This window comes from Pseudomonas sp. HLMP, assembly GCF_046365545.1.
Taxonomy (GTDB): domain Bacteria; phylum Pseudomonadota; class Gammaproteobacteria; order Pseudomonadales; family Pseudomonadaceae; genus Aquipseudomonas; species Aquipseudomonas guariconensis_B.
On the sequence record NZ_JBDLLR010000001.1, the window covers coordinates 3,375,517 to 3,392,029 of the forward strand.

At 65.3% G+C, this 16,513-nt stretch carries 12 protein-coding genes; 5 read left to right on the forward strand and 7 right to left on the reverse strand.

Annotated elements, in window-relative coordinates:
• Nucleotides 1–432: 432 nt before the first annotated feature.
• Genes ABFA30_RS15660 through ABFA30_RS15675 form a run of 4 tightly spaced genes read right to left on the reverse strand, consistent with a single transcriptional unit; the run spans nt 433 to nt 6,042 of the window.
• The gene (locus ABFA30_RS15660) at nt 433–1,731 is read right to left on the reverse strand and encodes an NAD(P)/FAD-dependent oxidoreductase (protein WP_410045658.1); all 1,299 of its coding nucleotides are present in this window, start codon (nt 1,729–1,731) and stop codon (nt 433–435) included.
• The gene (locus tag ABFA30_RS15665) at nt 1,724–2,401 is read right to left on the reverse strand and encodes a S8 family serine peptidase (RefSeq protein WP_253080091.1); all 678 of its coding nucleotides are present in this window, start codon (nt 2,399–2,401) and stop codon (nt 1,724–1,726) included. The genes ABFA30_RS15660 and ABFA30_RS15665 overlap by 8 nt, the downstream gene beginning before the upstream one ends.
• Nucleotides 2,398–4,125 carry an ABC transporter ATP-binding protein gene (locus ABFA30_RS15670; RefSeq protein ID WP_225790704.1) on the reverse strand — a complete coding sequence of 576 codons (1,728 nt, stop codon included), beginning with the start codon at nt 4,123–4,125 and terminating at the stop codon, nt 2,398–2,400. The genes ABFA30_RS15665 and ABFA30_RS15670 overlap by 4 nt, the downstream gene beginning before the upstream one ends.
• 3 nt (nt 4,126–4,128) lie before the next feature.
• Nucleotides 4,129–6,042, reverse strand: coding sequence for a sigma-54-dependent Fis family transcriptional regulator (locus ABFA30_RS15675; protein WP_410045659.1), 1,914 nt, complete (start codon nt 6,040–6,042; stop codon nt 4,129–4,131).
• 509 nt (nt 6,043–6,551) lie between these two features.
• Between ABFA30_RS15675 and ABFA30_RS15680 the strand changes: the two genes are divergently transcribed.
• The 5 genes from ABFA30_RS15680 (at nt 6,552) to alkB (ending at nt 12,944) form a co-directional block, all read left to right on the forward strand.
• A complete protein-coding gene (locus tag ABFA30_RS15680) occupies nt 6,552–7,898 on the forward strand; it encodes a hypothetical protein (protein ID WP_225790129.1) in 1,347 nt (448 codons plus the stop codon).
• Nucleotides 7,899–7,930: 32 nt separating this feature from the next.
• A complete protein-coding gene (locus ABFA30_RS15685; RefSeq protein ID WP_410045660.1) occupies nt 7,931–10,156 on the forward strand; it encodes an Ig-like domain-containing protein in 2,226 nt (741 codons plus the stop codon).
• A 21-nt stretch (nt 10,157–10,177) separates the two neighbouring features.
• Entirely contained in the window at nt 10,178–10,660 is a 483-nt protein-coding gene (locus ABFA30_RS15690) for a curlin (protein ID WP_225790127.1), read from the forward strand.
• A gap of 16 nt (nt 10,661–10,676) precedes the next feature.
• Nucleotides 10,677–12,122 (forward strand): curlin, encoded by a 1,446-nt coding sequence (locus ABFA30_RS15695; protein WP_253080088.1) that lies wholly within the window; start codon nt 10,677–10,679, stop codon nt 12,120–12,122.
• A gap of 177 nt (nt 12,123–12,299) precedes the next feature.
• Nucleotides 12,300–12,944 (forward strand): DNA oxidative demethylase AlkB, encoded by a 645-nt coding sequence (gene alkB, locus ABFA30_RS15700; protein WP_253080087.1) that lies wholly within the window; start codon nt 12,300–12,302, stop codon nt 12,942–12,944.
• A 12-nt stretch (nt 12,945–12,956) separates the two neighbouring features.
• Here the strand turns inward: alkB and ABFA30_RS15705 are convergent, their stop codons facing one another.
• From ABFA30_RS15705 to ABFA30_RS15715, 3 genes are read right to left on the reverse strand one after another with little or no spacing between them, the layout of a single operon-like run.
• Entirely contained in the window at nt 12,957–13,931 is a 975-nt protein-coding gene (locus ABFA30_RS15705) for a hypothetical protein (RefSeq protein WP_410045661.1), read from the reverse strand.
• Nucleotides 13,932–13,970: 39 nt separating this feature from the next.
• Nucleotides 13,971–15,164, reverse strand: coding sequence for an amidohydrolase family protein (locus ABFA30_RS15710; protein WP_410045662.1), 1,194 nt, complete (start codon nt 15,162–15,164; stop codon nt 13,971–13,973).
• A complete protein-coding gene (locus tag ABFA30_RS15715; RefSeq protein WP_410045663.1) occupies nt 15,161–16,252 on the reverse strand; it encodes a TauD/TfdA family dioxygenase in 1,092 nt (363 codons plus the stop codon). Before ABFA30_RS15715 ends, ABFA30_RS15710 begins: the two co-directional genes overlap by 4 nt.
• Between the last annotated feature and the right edge of the window lie 261 nt (nt 16,253–16,513).

The following is a 16,513-nucleotide window of genomic DNA, read 5'->3' on the forward strand; positions in this document are numbered from 1 at the left end:
AGCCCTGACACCACCGACATATGGCAAGGGCTACGCCCTTGATCGCGGGCAAGCCCGCTCCCACGGGCCCCTGCAAACCACATTACTTGTGATCGACTCGACCACCCTGGGAGCCGGCTTGCCGGCGATTGGGCCAGCCCTGACACCACCGACATATGGCAAGGGCTACGCCCTTGATCGCGGGCAAGCCCGCTCCCACGGGCCCCTGCAAACCACATTACTTGTGATCGACTCGACCGGCCCTGTGGGAGCCGGCTTGCCGGCGATTGGGCCTGTCCTGACACCACCGACTATGGCAAGGGCTACGCCCTTGATCGCGGGCAAGCTGCTCCCACGGGCCCCTGCAAACCACATTACTTGTGATCGACTCGAGCACCCTGTGGGGGTTTGCCGGCGATAGGGCGATAGGCTGCAAAGCAGCCCCTGGGTCCCTCACCGATACCCCTGCCCGACCAGCCATCCCTTCACCATCGCCCGCTGCTGCATGGTCAATGGCTCCAGCAGCGCATCCAACGGCCCACCCACCTGCACCTGGCGCACCAGCGGCGCCAGCTCGATGCCCTGCAGGTGCCAGATCCCCAGTGGCTGGTCCTGGGTAACCACCACCTCGGCCTCGTCCACCCACCCTTCGCGCAGCACCGGCCGACGCTCCACCCGCACGGCCTGCCAATCGGCCTCGGCGTGCACCGGACGATCATCCGGCCAGGCACGCCGCCGGGCCCAGAACGCATGCTCGCCGCGGGCCTGCTCCTGGGCATAGAAATCCCGCCCGATCCGGGCGAAACGCAGGAACAACTGCTCGATACGCTCCTGGTGAAAACGCCGCGCCAAGGCCTCCCGCCGTGGCTCGCGCAACAGCGTGTTGATCACCGCTGGAGCCTGCAGCGCCGAGGACAGCGACTGGAAAATCCCATTCCCCGACAGGGGGTCCACGGCCATGGCCGCATCTCCCACGCGCAACCAGTCGCCACCGCTGCACTCGCCCGCCAGGATCGCCGTGCTGCTGCGCGCATGCACGGCAGCTGGCAACAGCGCGCGCTCGTCGAAGAACCCGGCCACCAGTGCCGAGCGCCGGCGCCGTTCGGCGCAGTACGCGGGCAGTGCCGCCTTGCCCGGCAATTGCGCCGCACCGGCATCCAGGGTGATCTGCCAGTAGCAGCGACCATCGGCCAGGCGCGCCATCCATGCCCAGCCATCGTCCAGGCTCTCGACCGCCGAGGCCGGCGTGCCTGGCGTGGACTGCCAGAGGTTGAGCAGGCTGACGGTCTCCGGGCCACGCAGCCGGTCGGCGGCCAGCGGTGCCTGGCGGCCACGGGCCTCGACCAGGAAATCGGCCTGCAGCAGCTGGCCGTCGTCCAGCCGCACCTGGTGGCCATCCACGCGCATGATCTCGCGTACCCGGCCTTCGATCAGCCTCACCCCGGCCTGCAGCAAGTCATCGCGCAGGGCCTGGTCGAAGCGCTGGCGGTCGAGCAGGAACTCCTGGTTCAGTTGCAGGTGCTCGCCGTTCCAGCGTACCTGTCGCGTCGCCGCTATCGCCGCCTCGGCCAGCCCGCCGGCGAGCCCGGCATGGCGCAGCCCTTCGAGCACCCGCTGGGACACGCCCTCCACCGCGGAGAAACGACGCCAGTCGCAGACCACCGTGACCGGGTAACCCAACCGGCGCAAGCCAATGGCGGTGGCCGCACCAGCAGGGCCGGCGCCCAGCACCAGGATCCGCGCTTCAGCCATCGCGGCCACCTCGCCGCTCCGGGCCGATGAAGCAAGCGCCCGCCCGCAGCCGCTCCACGACCTGCTGGCGGTCCAGGCCCGGGCACTCGCGCAGCCAGGCAGCGACCTGCCCACTCACCGCCGCGCAAGCCAGGCTCGCCCCGGCCAGCCCTTGACCGCCGACATAGCCACCGACATCCGCCTGGGCACTGCCCAGCCACGACCATTGCCCTGGCGCGCAACGGGCATCGCCGGTGATGCGCAGCACGCCCGGGTAGCTCGCCGGGTACACCGGCCCGCCACGCGCCGGGCTGGAGGCGCACAACAGCGCACCGGTCGCCAGGGCTTCGTCGCAGGCCTGGCGCAGCACGGGCCGGTCCTGGTGCAAGCCCAGGCTGAGATTGATCACGCTTGCGCCCTGCTCCACCAACCACAGCAACGCCGCGGCCACCTGCAGGGCACTGGTGCTCCACTGCTGACCGAATACCTGGGCCAGCAGCACCGGCATGTCGCCGGCTTGCGTCTGCAAGCAGCCCAGCACGGCACTGCCATGCCCCAGTTGGTCGGGCAGCGCTGGGCCTTCGCGCAGCACGCCGTCGTCGAGCCAGAAGCGCCGCGCCGCACGCAGCGCCAGGGCCTGCCCGGGCGAACAGCCGCTGTCGATCATGCCGATGCAGGCTTGACCGGTCATTTGTCGGCCATCGCCTGGGGCAGCACGCGCAACTGGCCATCGCCCAGGTGCAGGTGCAGGTCGGCGTCGGCCAGGGTCGAGGCACGGTGGCTGATGAGGATACGCGTGCGCCCGGCGAACAGCTGGTCGATGGCGGCGATCACCTCACGCTCGGTGGCTTCGTCCACCGCCGAGGTGGCTTCGTCGAGCACCAGGATCGCCGGATCCTGCAACAGCGCCCGGGCGATGGCGATGCGTTGCTTCTGGCCACCGGAAAGCTGCTGGCCACGTTCGCCCAGCAGGCCATCCAGACCCAGCGGCAGGCTGTCCACCAGGCTGTCCAGGCGGGTCAGGCGCACCACCCGCTCCAGTTCCGCGCGGCTGGCCTGTGGGCTGCTGTAGGCCAAGTTCTGCGCCAGGGTACCGCGAAACAGGACGATGTCCTGGCTGACCACGGCGATACGCCGGCGCAGGGCGGCCAGGTCCAGTTCGCGCAGGTCGGCGCCGTCGAGCAGGATACGCCCGGCGTCCGGGTCGTAGAAGCGTTGCAGCAGGTCGATCAAGGTCGACTTGCCCACCCCCGAGGCGCCGCTGATGGCGACCTTGAGGCCACCGGGGATGCGTACCTGCACGCCGCGCAGTACCGCGCCCTGGCGCCCGGCATGGGCGAAGTCCACGGCCTCCAGGCGCAGTTCGCCCGGCCCCTCCGGCATCGGCCGCGGCGCCTGCGCCTCGCGTACCGCCAGCGGCTCCTGCTTGAGCTCCATCACCCGCCCCAGGCTGACCGCCATGCGCTGCACCGCCACGTACAGCCCCAGCAGGCTCTGCACCGGGCCGACGGCCATGCCCAGGTAAGTGGAAAAGGCGATCAGCGCGCCCAACTGCCAGGTGCCCTGGATCACCCACCAGCCGCCAACCAGGAAAGCGCAGGCACGGCACAGGGAGGTCAGCGTGCCCGGCACGGCCTGGGTGAAGAATTCGGTGACCTGCACCTTGAGCAATTGCCCCATGTAGCCCTGGCCCAGTTGCTCCAGGCGCCCAGCCTCGCGCCGTTGCTGGCCGGCGGCCTGGATGAACTTCATCGCCGGCAGCGTCTCGACCAGGAACGACGACACGTCCGCCGAACGCTCGCGCAGGCTGCGCACCTCGCGCTCGACCTTGCGCCGCATCCAGCGCAACCACAGCACCTCGATGGGGATCAACAGCGCCAGCAGCAGCGACAACTGCCAGGACAGCATCAGCATCAGACCCACGGCGCCGAGCAGGCCGATCACGCTGGAGACCGCCGAGAACAGTGAATCCACGGCAAAACGCTGAATCTCGGCGACATCGCCATCGAGCCGTGACAGGATGTCGCCGGTACGCCGCCGGCCATAGAACGACGGCGACAGCTGCTGCAGGTGGCGATAGAGGTCATCACGCAGGGCGAACAGGATGCGCCCGGACAAGCGGGTGTGCAGGTAGCGGTTGACGCCCGCCAGCACGGTGCCGAGCAACCCGGCGCCGATCATCAGCGCCGCCATGTGCCAGAGGGTCTGGTAGTCCCGTGCCAGCAGGCCCTCGTCGATCAGGGTCTTGACCAGCCACGGCTGGGCCAAGGCCAGCAGCGAGGCGGACAGCGACAACCCCAGCAGCACGGCGATGGCCTGCCGCTGCGGGCGTACGAAGCCATACAGCCAGGCCAGGGCCTGGCGCATCAGCACGGGGTCGCTGGACTCCACCAGCCGCGCGAACAGGCCACCCATGGCTCAGCCGCGCAACTGCTTGAGCTTGCGGTACAGCGTCGCCCGGCTGATGCCCAGCGCCTCGGCGGCGGCCGAGACATTCCCCTGGTGGCGCGCCAGGGCGCCGCGGATCAGTTCCAGTTCGTTCTCGCGCAGGCTGCCGGAGGGCGCCGCGCCGCTGACCAACTCGTCCAACAGGCAGTCGGTAAGATGATCCAGGCCCAGCACCTGTTCACCGTCCTCACGCATGGCCAGGGCGGTGCGCAGCACCATCTCCAGCTGGCGGATGTTGCCCGGCCAGTCGAAGCCATCGAGCAGCTCGGCCAGGGCTGGGTCGAGGGTCACGCCCTTGGCGCCGAACTTGTCCAGCAGGCCCTCGATGATGCCTGCCAGGTCGTCGCGCTCGCGCAGCGCCGGCAAGCGCAGGGACACGCCGTTGACCCGGTAGTACAGGTCTTCGCGAAACGCCTGTTCGGCCACCTGGCGCTTGAGGTCGCGGTGGGTCGCGCAGATCAGCGCCACATCGATCGCCTGCTCGTCGGCAGCCCCCAGCGGCGCCACCCGGCGCTCCTGCAGTACCCGCAGCAGGCGGGCCTGCAGGGCCAGGGGCATGTCGCCGATCTCGTCGAGGAACAGGGTACCGCCATGGGCCTGCATCAGGCGCCCGACCATGCCGCCCCGGCGCGAGCCGGTGAAGGCGCCTTCGCGGTAACCGAACAGCTCCGACTCGATCAGGCCTTCGGGGATGGCCGCGCAGTTGACCGCGACGAAGGCTTTGTCGGCACGCGGGCTGGCCTGGTGCAAGGCACGGGCGACCACCTCCTTGCCGGTCCCGGTCTCGCCCAGCAGCAGCACCGGCAGGCCATTGGCCAGCCCCTGGCGGGCCATACGCAGCCCACGGGCCAGGCGCGCATCGCCGCCGGCCAGGGCCTGCAGTGCCGGCGACTTCGCCGAGGCGGCCGGCTTGCCGACGCCCGCTGCGCCATTGAGGTTGCCATGGCGCGGCAGTTGCAGGACCCGGAAGAAGAACTCGCCCTTGGCGGTCTGCACGCTGCTCACCCCGCCCTGCCACAGGCGGGCGATGAAGGCCGACGAGCGCTCGCCGAGCAGGTCGCTGCTGCGCCGCCCGAGCAGCGCCTGGCGCGGCACCTGCAGCAACTGGCAGGCGTTGTCGTTGGCCGCCAGCACCTCGCCATCCAGGCTCAGGGCCAACAGCCCCTGCCAGGCGCTGGCCAGGTACTGGGGCCGGCTGTGGAAGGCCAGCACCCACTGCTCGGGGTGGCACAGGCCGAACAGCCGGCCTTCGATATTGCCGGCCGCCAGCATGAGGGTGCAGAGGCTGTCCTGGGGCTGGGTCATCACCCCCTCGCGGGTGATGTCCAGCACACCGATCACCTCCCCGCGCGGGTCGCGCAGGGGCACCGAGGTGCAGGAGAACGGGCTGAGCCGGTCGAGGTAGTGCTCGCCACAGTTGATCAGGGTCGGCCGCCCTTCGACCACCGCCGTGCCGATGGCGTTGGTGCCACGCAGCGACTCGCTCCAGCAACTGCCCGGGTGCAGGTCGCGCAGGCCATCGCGGTTGAGCACGTGCTTCTGCCCTTCGATGGCCAGGACGTTGGCCTGGGCGTCGCCGAGGATGACGATGCCGCTCTTGCCCTGGCGCTTGACCAGGTAGTCCAGCTCCGGGGTGACCGCATCGATCAGCAGCCGGTTGTGCTCCAGCAAGGCGCGCAGGTCATGGCCGTGGCGCATGCCCAGGCCCACCTGCTCGCCTTGTAGGCAATCCAGGCCATGGCCGAGGCTACGGCGCCAGGAGGCATCGATCTCGTCGCGCAGCATCCCGGAGGGCAGTTCGCCTTCGTTGGCCAGCTTGAGCCGGGCCTGGCGGGACTCGTGCAAGGGGTTGCGGGCGTTTGTTATGGGTATGTGTCGCGCCATCGTTCACTCCAGCGGTGCCTCCGCGAGCGGGGCAACGGGCTTCGGGACTTGTTGCAGTGTGCTTCAGAATCCGCGAGCCGTCATCAGGCTGGGGTGGAGGGTGGCACAAAGCTTACGTTTACGTAAAGGCAGGGGGAGATGCTGCCGCTGACATTGGGGCCGCTTCGCGCCCCATCGCCGGCAAGCCGGCTGCCACGGACCAGCGGTGTTCACCCAGCATATGGGAGCCGGCTTGCCGGCGATGGGCTGCAAAGCAGGCGCGGTCCCCGATGGGTGCATGCAGGCTTGCCCGCGAAAGCGCCAGCCCGACCCACCACAAAAGCAGCCCCAATTCCCCAATGCTGGGGCCCCCAGCCCACCCGCCCAGCGCGCCAACCGATCCGGCCAACATCACCGCAGCCCTTGCGCCACAAGGCCTGCAGGGCAAGATCCACAAACTGGCACGGCTGTTGCCGATCCCTCGTCAGACGCCCCAACCCCTTGGGCCCGTTTGCAGGAGGGATTGACTCATGCACCGACCGATACCCCACCCGCTGGCAGTGGCGATCCTTGCCAGCATGCTCCAGCTACCGGCCCAGGCTGCGCTGTATGCGGTCGACCCGGGCCCCTACCTACCCGAGAACGGCAGGTTCGCCGCCTGGTACCAGGACACCCACGGCCGGACCCTCGACCTGTGCCTGTCCAAGGCCGTCAGCTCACGTGTCGGCGGCGCCCCCGGCGCACCGTCCTACATGTGCCCACTGACGCCGGCGCCGGGCGTGTTCGACGATACCCAGCCGATCCAGTTCCCTGGCAACTTCCCCGACGAAGCCTTCTGGTTCACCGCCGATGCCGAGATCGTCGATGCCGCCCGTGGCATCGAGTTGAGCTATGGCACGGCACTCGAGGCGGCGTTCAGCGTCGAGGAACCCATCGATGGCGACCAGATCAGCTTCGCCCGGGTGCGGATCCGCGTGGACGTGCCCGTGGCCGGTACCTACGTGGTCACCCACCCCTATGGCGTCGATGTGTTCGACGTGGAGACTCCCGGCCGCCGGGCGATCAACATGACCCGCGACCTGGGCATCGGCACCCCGCTCACCTACGACGGCGCGCTCACCGGTGACGTCGGGCCGTTCCTGCGCAGCGTCAATGGCCCCTACACCGAGACCAACCCGGTCACCGGCGCCAGCGAACGCTACATCGGCGACCCGAACCTCGAGGAGGCTGTCACCGGCAGCCCGTTCAACACCAACTACGTGCGCATCGAGGGCCCCAACGGCCTGGACCTGCGCACCGAGCTGTTCGCCGTCTCCGGCAAGCTCTCCGAGGTGCACCGGCCGACCCCGTTGCTGCCGCTGCGCAGCACCTACTCGCGGCACAGCGAGAACGGCGACCTGCGCGCCCAGCAAGATGTCTTCGTCATGGCCCCACCCCAGCCGGCCAGCGTCACCCTCACCAGCCAGACACCCAACCTGACCCTGACCGAAGCCAACAGCACCGGTGCCTGGTACGCCCAGTCGGCGCTCAACCCGAGCCTGCCCACCACCCTGGTGGTCAACGCCGACAACAGCGTGGCCATCCCCACCAGCAGCGCCACCAGCGCCAACCTGCCACTGACCGACCTGGTGACCATCAGCCGCGCCGAATACAGCCTGGCCAGCGGCCAGCTGACCCTGGTGGCCAGCAGCAGCGACGAAACCAGCCCGCCCGCCCTCACCGCCCATACCGGCAACGGCGCCCTGATCGGCAGCCTCTCCGGCAACGGCGCGGTGAAGACTCTCACCACCGGGCTCTCGCCGATCCCCCCGGCCAAGGTGCAAGTCACCAGCGCCCACGGTGGCAGCGACAGCGAAGACGTGGTGCTGGTGCCATGAACAGACAAAGGCTCCGCCTTCAAGGAGGCAGCATGAACACTTGGCCACGCCGGGCGCTATGCGCCGCCGGGCTCTCCTTCACCCTCTCCGGCGTGGCCTGGGCCGCGCTCTCCGAGGTCGATCCAGGCCCCTACACCCTGGCCACCGGGCGCTACCCGATGTGGTACAAGGACTCCACCGACCTGTCCCTGGAACTGTGCCAGTCGCGGGCGATCAGCTCGCGGGCGCCCGGCACCCCGGCAGCGCCGAACTACATGTGCATGCTCGCCGCCGAGCCAGGCTACGACGACAGGCTGCCGATGGTGTTCCCGGACAACTGGCCCTCGGAGCTGTTCTGGTTCCTGGCCGAGACCGAGATCCCGCAGGTGGGCAACAGCGGCTACGAGCTGGAGGTCTACGTCGCAGGCCTGGAGGCGGCCTTCGCCTCCGAGGTGCCGGTCGATGGCGACCAGCAGAGCTTCGCCCGCATCCGCATCCGCGCCACGATCCCACGCACCGGCGTCTACACCATCACCCACCCCTACGGGGTCGAGACCATCAACGTCACCTCCACCGGCCGACGCGCGATCAACATGACCCGCGACATCGGCATCGGCGGCCCGGGCAACTTCACCGGCGCGCTCAACGGCAACCTCGGGCCGTTCCTGCGCAGCGTCGACGGGCCCTACACCGAAGTCAACCCGGACACCGGCGCCACCGAGACCTTCGTCGGCGACCCGAACATCACCCAAGCCGTCACCGGCAGCCCGTTCAACACCAACTTCGTGCGTATAGAAGGCCCGGCCGGGACCATCCAGACCAACCTCTTCACCGTCTCCGGCAAGGTCCTCGACGCACGTGCCCAGACCCCGGTGGAGCTGCAGCGCGCCACCTACCAGCGCAATGCCGCCGGGACCCGCGTCGAGCTGTTCGCCAAGGCACCGAACAGCGCCAGCCTGTGCATGCGCAACGGCCTGGAGCTGATCGGTACGCCGCCCTCGCCCTGCCAGTTCAACCTGCTGACCGACAACAACGGGCTGTTCTTCAGCCAGCAACTGAGCCAGGCCGCACCGCCTGCGGTGGTGGTGGTCACCGCCAGCAGCACCGGTGCCACCCGCCCAACGTCGTTGTCGAGCACCCTCAGCGACGTGGTGAAGATTCGTACCGCGCGCTACGACTGGGCCAACAAGCGCCTGGTCATCGAGGCCAGCTCCAGCGATGAAGTGCAGGTCCCGGACCTGGTCGCCCAGGGCTATGGTCGCCTGTCCAAGGCCGGTACCCTGCAGAGCCTGACGGTCAATGACCTCGCCCAGCCACCTGCCAGCGTCACCGTCAAGTCCGCCGCCGGCGGCAGCGACGTCGAGCCGGTGGTGGTGGTCGGCAGCGCGCCGGTGGAAGCCGAGAACCAGCCGCCGCTGGCCCAGCCCGACAGCGGCAGCACCAGCGTCGGCGTCCCCGTGACGCTCAACCTGCTGGCCAACGACAGCGACCCGGACGGCAACCTGCCACTGAGCATCGCCGACCTGACCCAGCCCGGTACCGGCCTCGGCTCGGTGGTACTCAACGGCAGCACCGCGGTGATCTACACCCCGCCGCCCGGTGCCACCTCGCCGCTGGTGGCCACCTTCAGCTATCGCGCCCAGGACGCCAAGGGCCTGAAGTCGGAGCCGGCCACCGTGACCGTCAATGTCGCGCCCAACCAGCCGCCGACGGCAGTGCCGGACAGCGTCGCGACCCTGGGCGTGCCGCTGACCATCGACGTGCTGGCCAACGACAGCGACCCGGAAGGCAACCTGCCGCTGAGCGTGGCCAGCGTCACCCAGCCACCGGCCGGCCGAGGCACGGTCAGCACCGATGGCAGCGTGGTCACCTACACACCGCCGGGCACCGTCACCGCCCCGTTCAGCACCAGCTTCACCTACGTGGCGCGCGATGCCCTGGGGGCGCTCTCCGGCAGCGGCACGGTCACCGTGCAGGTGTCGCCACGCCCGGCCCAGGAGACCTTCACGGTCACCGCGGCCAGCGTCACGGCGCGCTCCAACAACCGCTTCAACTGGGATATCAGCGGCACGTCGTCGGTGACCACCGGCAACACCGTCACAGTGCAGGTGACCACCCCGAACGGCCTGGTGACCCTGGGCAGCGTCGCAGTGCCGATCACCGGCCGCTGGCGCCTGGCGGTGAGCAACAGCACCACGGTGATCCCGACGGCCAACCCGACGGCGATCATCCGCAGCAGCCAGGGCAGCGAACGCACCGTGCCGGTGAACGTGCAGTAGCCAAGGCCAGAGAGAGACGCCATGCAACGCCTGTATCCACTGCTGCTCGGCCTGGCCCTGGTGGGCCAGGCCATCCCGCCCGGCTGGGCCGATGACCTGATGGACAACGCCGACCTTGCCGCCGGCAACGACCTCGGCGAGCCGTCGATCGTCCGCCTGCTGCCGGCCGGCGCCGGCCAGTTGGCGGTGATCGAGCAGCAGGGCACGGGCAACCGCGCCGCCCTCGACCAGAACGGCCAGGCCCTGCTGGGCCGCATCGTCCAGGCCGGGGGCGCGCAGGAGGCGTTCATCCTGCAGGAAGGCAGCGACCTGATGGCGTCGATCACCCAGCAGGGCCAAGGCAACAGCGCGTCGATCCAGCAGCGTGGCAGCCGCAACAGCGCGTCGATCGAACAGATCGGCAACTACAACACGGCCAACATCGAACAGCACGGCAGCGGGCTCACCAGCGCCGTGACCCAGGCCGGCAACGGCCAGCAGATTCACATCACCCAATACCGATAGACCTGGAGGCACCATCATGTTCAAGCTCGCTCCCTTAAGCGCCGCCATCGTGCTGGCCCTGGCCGGCCAGGTCATGGCCGACGACAGCACCTCGACCCAGACCCAGCAGGGCAACGAGAACATCGCCGAGGTCCTGCAGAGCCTCGCGCCCTTCGCCTCGGCCACCCAGCACCAGACCGGCCAGGGCCACAACCACATGGCCGTGCAGGACAACAGCACCAGCGACATCCAGCAGAGCGCCACCGGCTCGTACAACGCCGGCTACGGCGAACAGCTGTACGAGAACGGCAGCCAGATCACCCAGCAGTCCAGCGGCACCCTCAACGACAATTTCGCCAGCCAGTCGATCGGCGAGAACAACCAGTCCCTGCAGGCCCAGCAAGGCACCGGCAACGTCTCGCTGGTGTTCCAGGACACCCAGGTGGGCAGCCAGGCCACCACCCAGCAATGGGGCAGTGGCAACGAGGCGGTCGTCGAACAGTTGTTCGGCGGCACCAACAACCGCAGCCTGATCATGCAAGGCGGCAGCGGCAACTTCGCCGCCGCCGAGCACCTGAGCCACCAGGACGGCGACATCCAGATCTACCAGGACGGCTCGGCCAACTGGGCCTACGGCGACCAGCGCGACGGCCTGGGCGGCACCATCGGCATCCTGCAGTACGGCACCGGCAACTCCATGGAGGTCTGGCAAGACAACCAGAACGCCAGCCAGGCCGCCGTGTACCAGCAAGGCCAGCTCAACGAAGGCTACATCGACCAGAGCTTCGGCCAGGCCAACACCGCCAGCCTGACCCAGAACGGCCAGCGTAACGCCAGCTGGTCGGATCAGTACGAGACCACCCAGTCGGTGACCAGCATTTCCCAGAACGGCAGCGACAACCTGCACTTCACCTACCAGACCGGTGACAACCACAGCCTGAGCATCACCACCACCGGCAATGGCAACAAGATCATGGCCAGCAACTGGAAGGGCGAGAAACCCGGCGGCCAGTTCGGCAGCGGCCAGCGTGCCGAGATCAACCAGACCGGCACCGGCAACGGCGTCAACCTGACCCAGGACGGCATGAACCAGCTGGCCCAGTTGAACCAGAAAGGCACCGGCAACCAGATGCAGACCAACCAGGTCGACAGCAACAACGAGCTGTACTTCGAGCAGAACGGCAGCGACAACCTGCTGATCGCCGACCAGCGCGGCAGCGACAACTACGCCACGGGCCTGAGCGCCGGCAGCGGCAACGCCATCACCCTCGAGCAGTCCGGCTATGGCAACCAGAGCTACACCTACCAGCTGTACGGCAGCGGCAACGAAGCCACCATCAAGCAGGCCGATGGTGTCAACGTCGCCTTCGTGACACAGGGAGGCAACGCCAACCTGGCCTTCGTCGACCAGAGCGGCGCCAACCAGACCGCCACCATCACCCAGTACGGCAACGCCAACCTGGCGACCGTGACCCAGCAATAACCCCCTCCCCCTTGGACCGCGGTGTGCTTCTCCCTGGCGCCGCGGTTCCTTTTTGTCCCTCTCCCCCCGTCGGCAAGCCCACCCAAGTCAGCACCGCAGTGAACCTTTGTGAGAAGGCTTATCCACGAAAAGCCCCACAACGCTACAATGGCCAGACCTCCGACCCGTGCCAGCACCATGATCCAGTCCGACCTCGACCTGTTCGGCCCCCAGCCGCAACGCCTGGCCAGCCAGACCGTGCTGCTGCCCGGCTTCGCCGTGCCCGAGGTCGAGGCGCTGCTCGACGCCTTGCGCCCGGTCCTGCGCGCCGCGCCCTTCCGGCACATGCGCACCCCGGGCGGCCTGCACATGGCGGTGGCCTTGACCAACTGCGGGTCGCTGGGCTGGGTGAGTGACGAAAAGGGCTATCGCTACAGCCCGACCGACCCGGTCAGCGGCCAACCCTGGCCCGCCCTGCCGCCGATACTGCTCGACCTGGCCGGCCGCGCTGCGGCCACTGCCGGCTTCGACGGTTTCGTCCCGGACGCCTGCCTGGTCAACCACTACCTGCCCGGCACCCGCCTGAGCCTGCACCAGGACCGTGACGAAGCGGACTTCGGCCAACCGATAGTGTCGATCTCGCTAGGCTTGCCGGCGGTGTTCCTGTTCGGTGGGCTGCAACGGTCGGACCGGCCCCGGCACATACCGTTGGGCCACGGCGACGTGCTGGTCTGGGGCGGCGAAGATCGCCTGCGCTTTCACGGTGTGCTACCAATCAAGCCCGGCGTGCATCCACGCCTGGGCGAGCGGCGGATCAACCTGACGTTGCGCAAGGCGGGTTGATCCCCTATCGACTCAGTCTCGTTGGCCACCAGGCTCGGAAACGCGCATGCCTCCCCGTGTTTTGCAGCACCGCTCGATTTTTGGCAGGAAGAACTGGAGGATCTTCGGCATCGTATGGATGGGTAATTGACAACAAGCAAAATACAACGCCATGGTTGGCGAAACCGTTACCCCCAGTGCAGACCATAACAAGCCCACATTGCGATTACCGCCATTGAGGGCCATGGTGAACTTAGACATCAAACTGCCAGGGTAAAGCCCTCCAAACATCAACTGAAGCGCGAAGTTCACGCCGTATGCAACGGCGATCATGGCAGCAACCCCCACCGGTTTTTCAAGGATGGTGGACTGAAGACCGGCCATGGTGCCGATCGAAAAAATAAACAACGCGAGCACCACGATACCGTCGATGGCTAACCCATGACGAGCAACGATGTCATGTGAGAAGTGTCTGATCAGAATCGCCACCCCTTCCGCCCCGCCGATCAGCAACGCTAATCTTGCTGCCAGTTCCCAAGGATCGATTAACAACAAAAGGCCATTGCCGAAGACATGCAGTACTGCTGGGGCCGTAACGGGGATGAGCACCATGGAACACAGGACAACGACCAACGACATCGAAGGGTCCAGCCCCAGCATTCTCGCAACCGCTACATTGCCACTGGCTGGTGGCGCCGCAACAGCCACAGCGATAGCCAGCGATAACTCCTGATTGCCGCTGATAGCATATGCCCCCATACCGAACAGATAGGGACATGCGACAACCATCAATAACGGGAATATCACGGAAATTTTCAAATTTTTTGCCGCGATGACGACTTCGCGATTATCGATGCGCAGCAGCGTTCCCAATACGAAGATGAAGACCATCATCGGGAGCAACGGGCGAGCCGCTTCAGCGCTTGATGGCAACAGCAGGCCAATCGCGCATCCTGACGCCAGCACCGCAGGCCCACGCCGGGTAATACCAACTAGAAGATGGAGCATAATCTGGCCCTGTGAGGCGCCCCCATAAGGGGGGCACCTTTATCTGAGGTACTCTTGGATATCCGGTGAAACCGAAGGTGGTGGGGAATTCCGCGATTGCCGAATAACCAAGCGTCCATCAATCAGGATCGAGGTGATACTGGGCAGGTCGCCACTACTCAAACTCTTCAAGACACTGGGCTCCGTACCGCCCAAAGGGCCACAGGCAACGATCAGATCAGCTTCCCTGCCGATAGCAAGAATGCCTCGATTGAGCTTGCGGATTTTCGCGGTATTTCCTGTGGCAAAGCAGATGGCCGTTTCTGCAGGTATCCCACCCACGCTACTGAGCAATGCAATCGTCCGTAACATACCCAAAGCAGGTACGCCACAGCCGGCAGGAGAATCCGTACCAATGACGATCCGATCGAGTTGATTGAGTTCACGTGCATAATTCAGGGTGGTGACAGCAGCCAATTCATTGCCATTGTGGACAATCTCCAAAGCGCCTAGACACCCCTCACATAGGCACCTGATCTGACGCGGTGCCAAGGCGGTATATCCACCATTTATATGCCCGATGATATCCGGATCAATTTCGAGGATCTCTTCTTCACCCATGCGCTGCGAAGCAGATATTGAGGGTCCTCCTGTATGAGTGATCGAGGTCAGGCCATACTTGCGTGCAAGCTTGACCAGCGCAGAAGCTGTGCTGGCCGACTTGACCGGACCGATACCTACTTCACCCAGGTGACGTATTCCTTGATTCGACATTTCAAGGAAATCTTCAGGGCCAAATTCGTCATTCAGTAATGGCGCGCCTGCCTCCATCTTGATGCCTGAAGGCCGGACGTTGGCAAATGAACGTTGCGCGGCGATCGCCATGGCAATGGCGCCAACCCGATCGGTCGGCAAGCCTGGTACGTGCACCTCTCCGGCCGAGATCATCGAAGTTACCCCGCCCTGCAGCGAGTGCCAGATCCAACTGTGGTTCCCTGAACGCGGACTGTATTCACCCAGCGTCGGGTGAGTATGATTGTCGATAAGCCCAGGCATGACGGTCGATTGCTTGGCATCGATAATGAGCTGGGCATCAGCCAGGTCCACGTCCTTGAATCGCCCAATGAAAGTAATTATTCCATCCACACTCACCAGCGTGTCAGCCTCAATCAAAGGTTGCTCCAGATCACCGGAAATCAGTGTGCCGATATTATGAACAACCGATGTATAGGGCTGCGAAAAATGTGCACTCATTTCGTACCCTCGCCAACCGTAGCACTCACAGGAAGAAATATTCTCGCCCCCGTTCTCTCGAAAGCTCGAAAGTTCCAAAGGTCATGGGTCAGAAATAGACGCTGCACCCATCGATAGGCCAGACCATTTTCGTCATAGGTCGGAGTGAATTTTTCTCGTGCATGCAAGGCAAAACGATTGTTTACGTAGAGAAGCCTACCGGGCTGTATATCTACTGCTAAAGCCACCCGTTTGACAGCCCTGTAAAATTTTAAATAGGCGGCCTGCGCAGCATCATTCACGGCGGTAACCATGCCTGGATAAAAAACAGCCGTGACCCTAGGGTACAGGCGCGGACCCGAGAGTATCGGATAGAGCACGCTTGCACGATTGTCGGCCGTTCGCCAACGATATGGCTGACGAATAACGAAATGCCTGCCGTAGAGTAGTTCAACTTCATTTTCGGTCAATGCGCCCAATGCCGCTCGGGCGTCAGACACCCAGGTTTTCGGACCACCCGCGTTCTGATCGCTGCGCAGCCCCAAGAGCATCAGTCCCGCAGGTGACGTGTCGCCTCGGGGATCATAGACCTGGCAAGCATTCTCAGTATGAAAGTCCAACTCCATCTCAGAGCCGTTACCGGTGTATTCGCATGACGCGTCCGGATGAGGCACTAGGTCGTTGACCAATCTCGCACCTTCATGGTGAATGGAGTACGGCTCGGCTATGAGACTGCCGAATGCAACCAGTACGTTCTCTGAAAGACATCCGGTTTTATACCCGAGGTGTTCAGCCCCCCTGGGTGGGCTGCCATGAACCGTATCTATCGGTACATTATCGAACACACAACATGAAGCATCGTTCTCTTTAAGCCCCTCAAGTTTCGCAACCAACCTTTCAGGGAAAACTCGATAAGCGAGCGCACGAATGCACTGCACATACTCACGGCACCCTTCGGGACTGTATTCAATATCAGAAAACGCTTTTCGTATCGAGCCCCTTTCTTTATCAGACAGAAAAAACACTTGACCTTTTTGTTCTGTTCGCTCCATATCTTCCTCGCTCAGGTAATGACTTGTCGAGCACCCTGCAAAGGTGATCAAAGACAAGCGGCCTACCTGCTCTTGTCATTTCGAACAATGCATCATGAGCGAGCAACTAGCCAGCCAAAGTCCAGATCGACCACAACACTGAACCGACCGTTCAGAGTCGAGTCATTTGCACCCTAGAGCGCAGACCAAGTTAGCGCAACAGTTTGCAAGGCAAAAATACGCATTCCGGAAATGGACTACAGAGGCCAGAGAAAGTCTTAGGACGACGCCAAGTTCTTGCGCAATGCTAAACACAATGTTTAACGAATTCGAAAAACT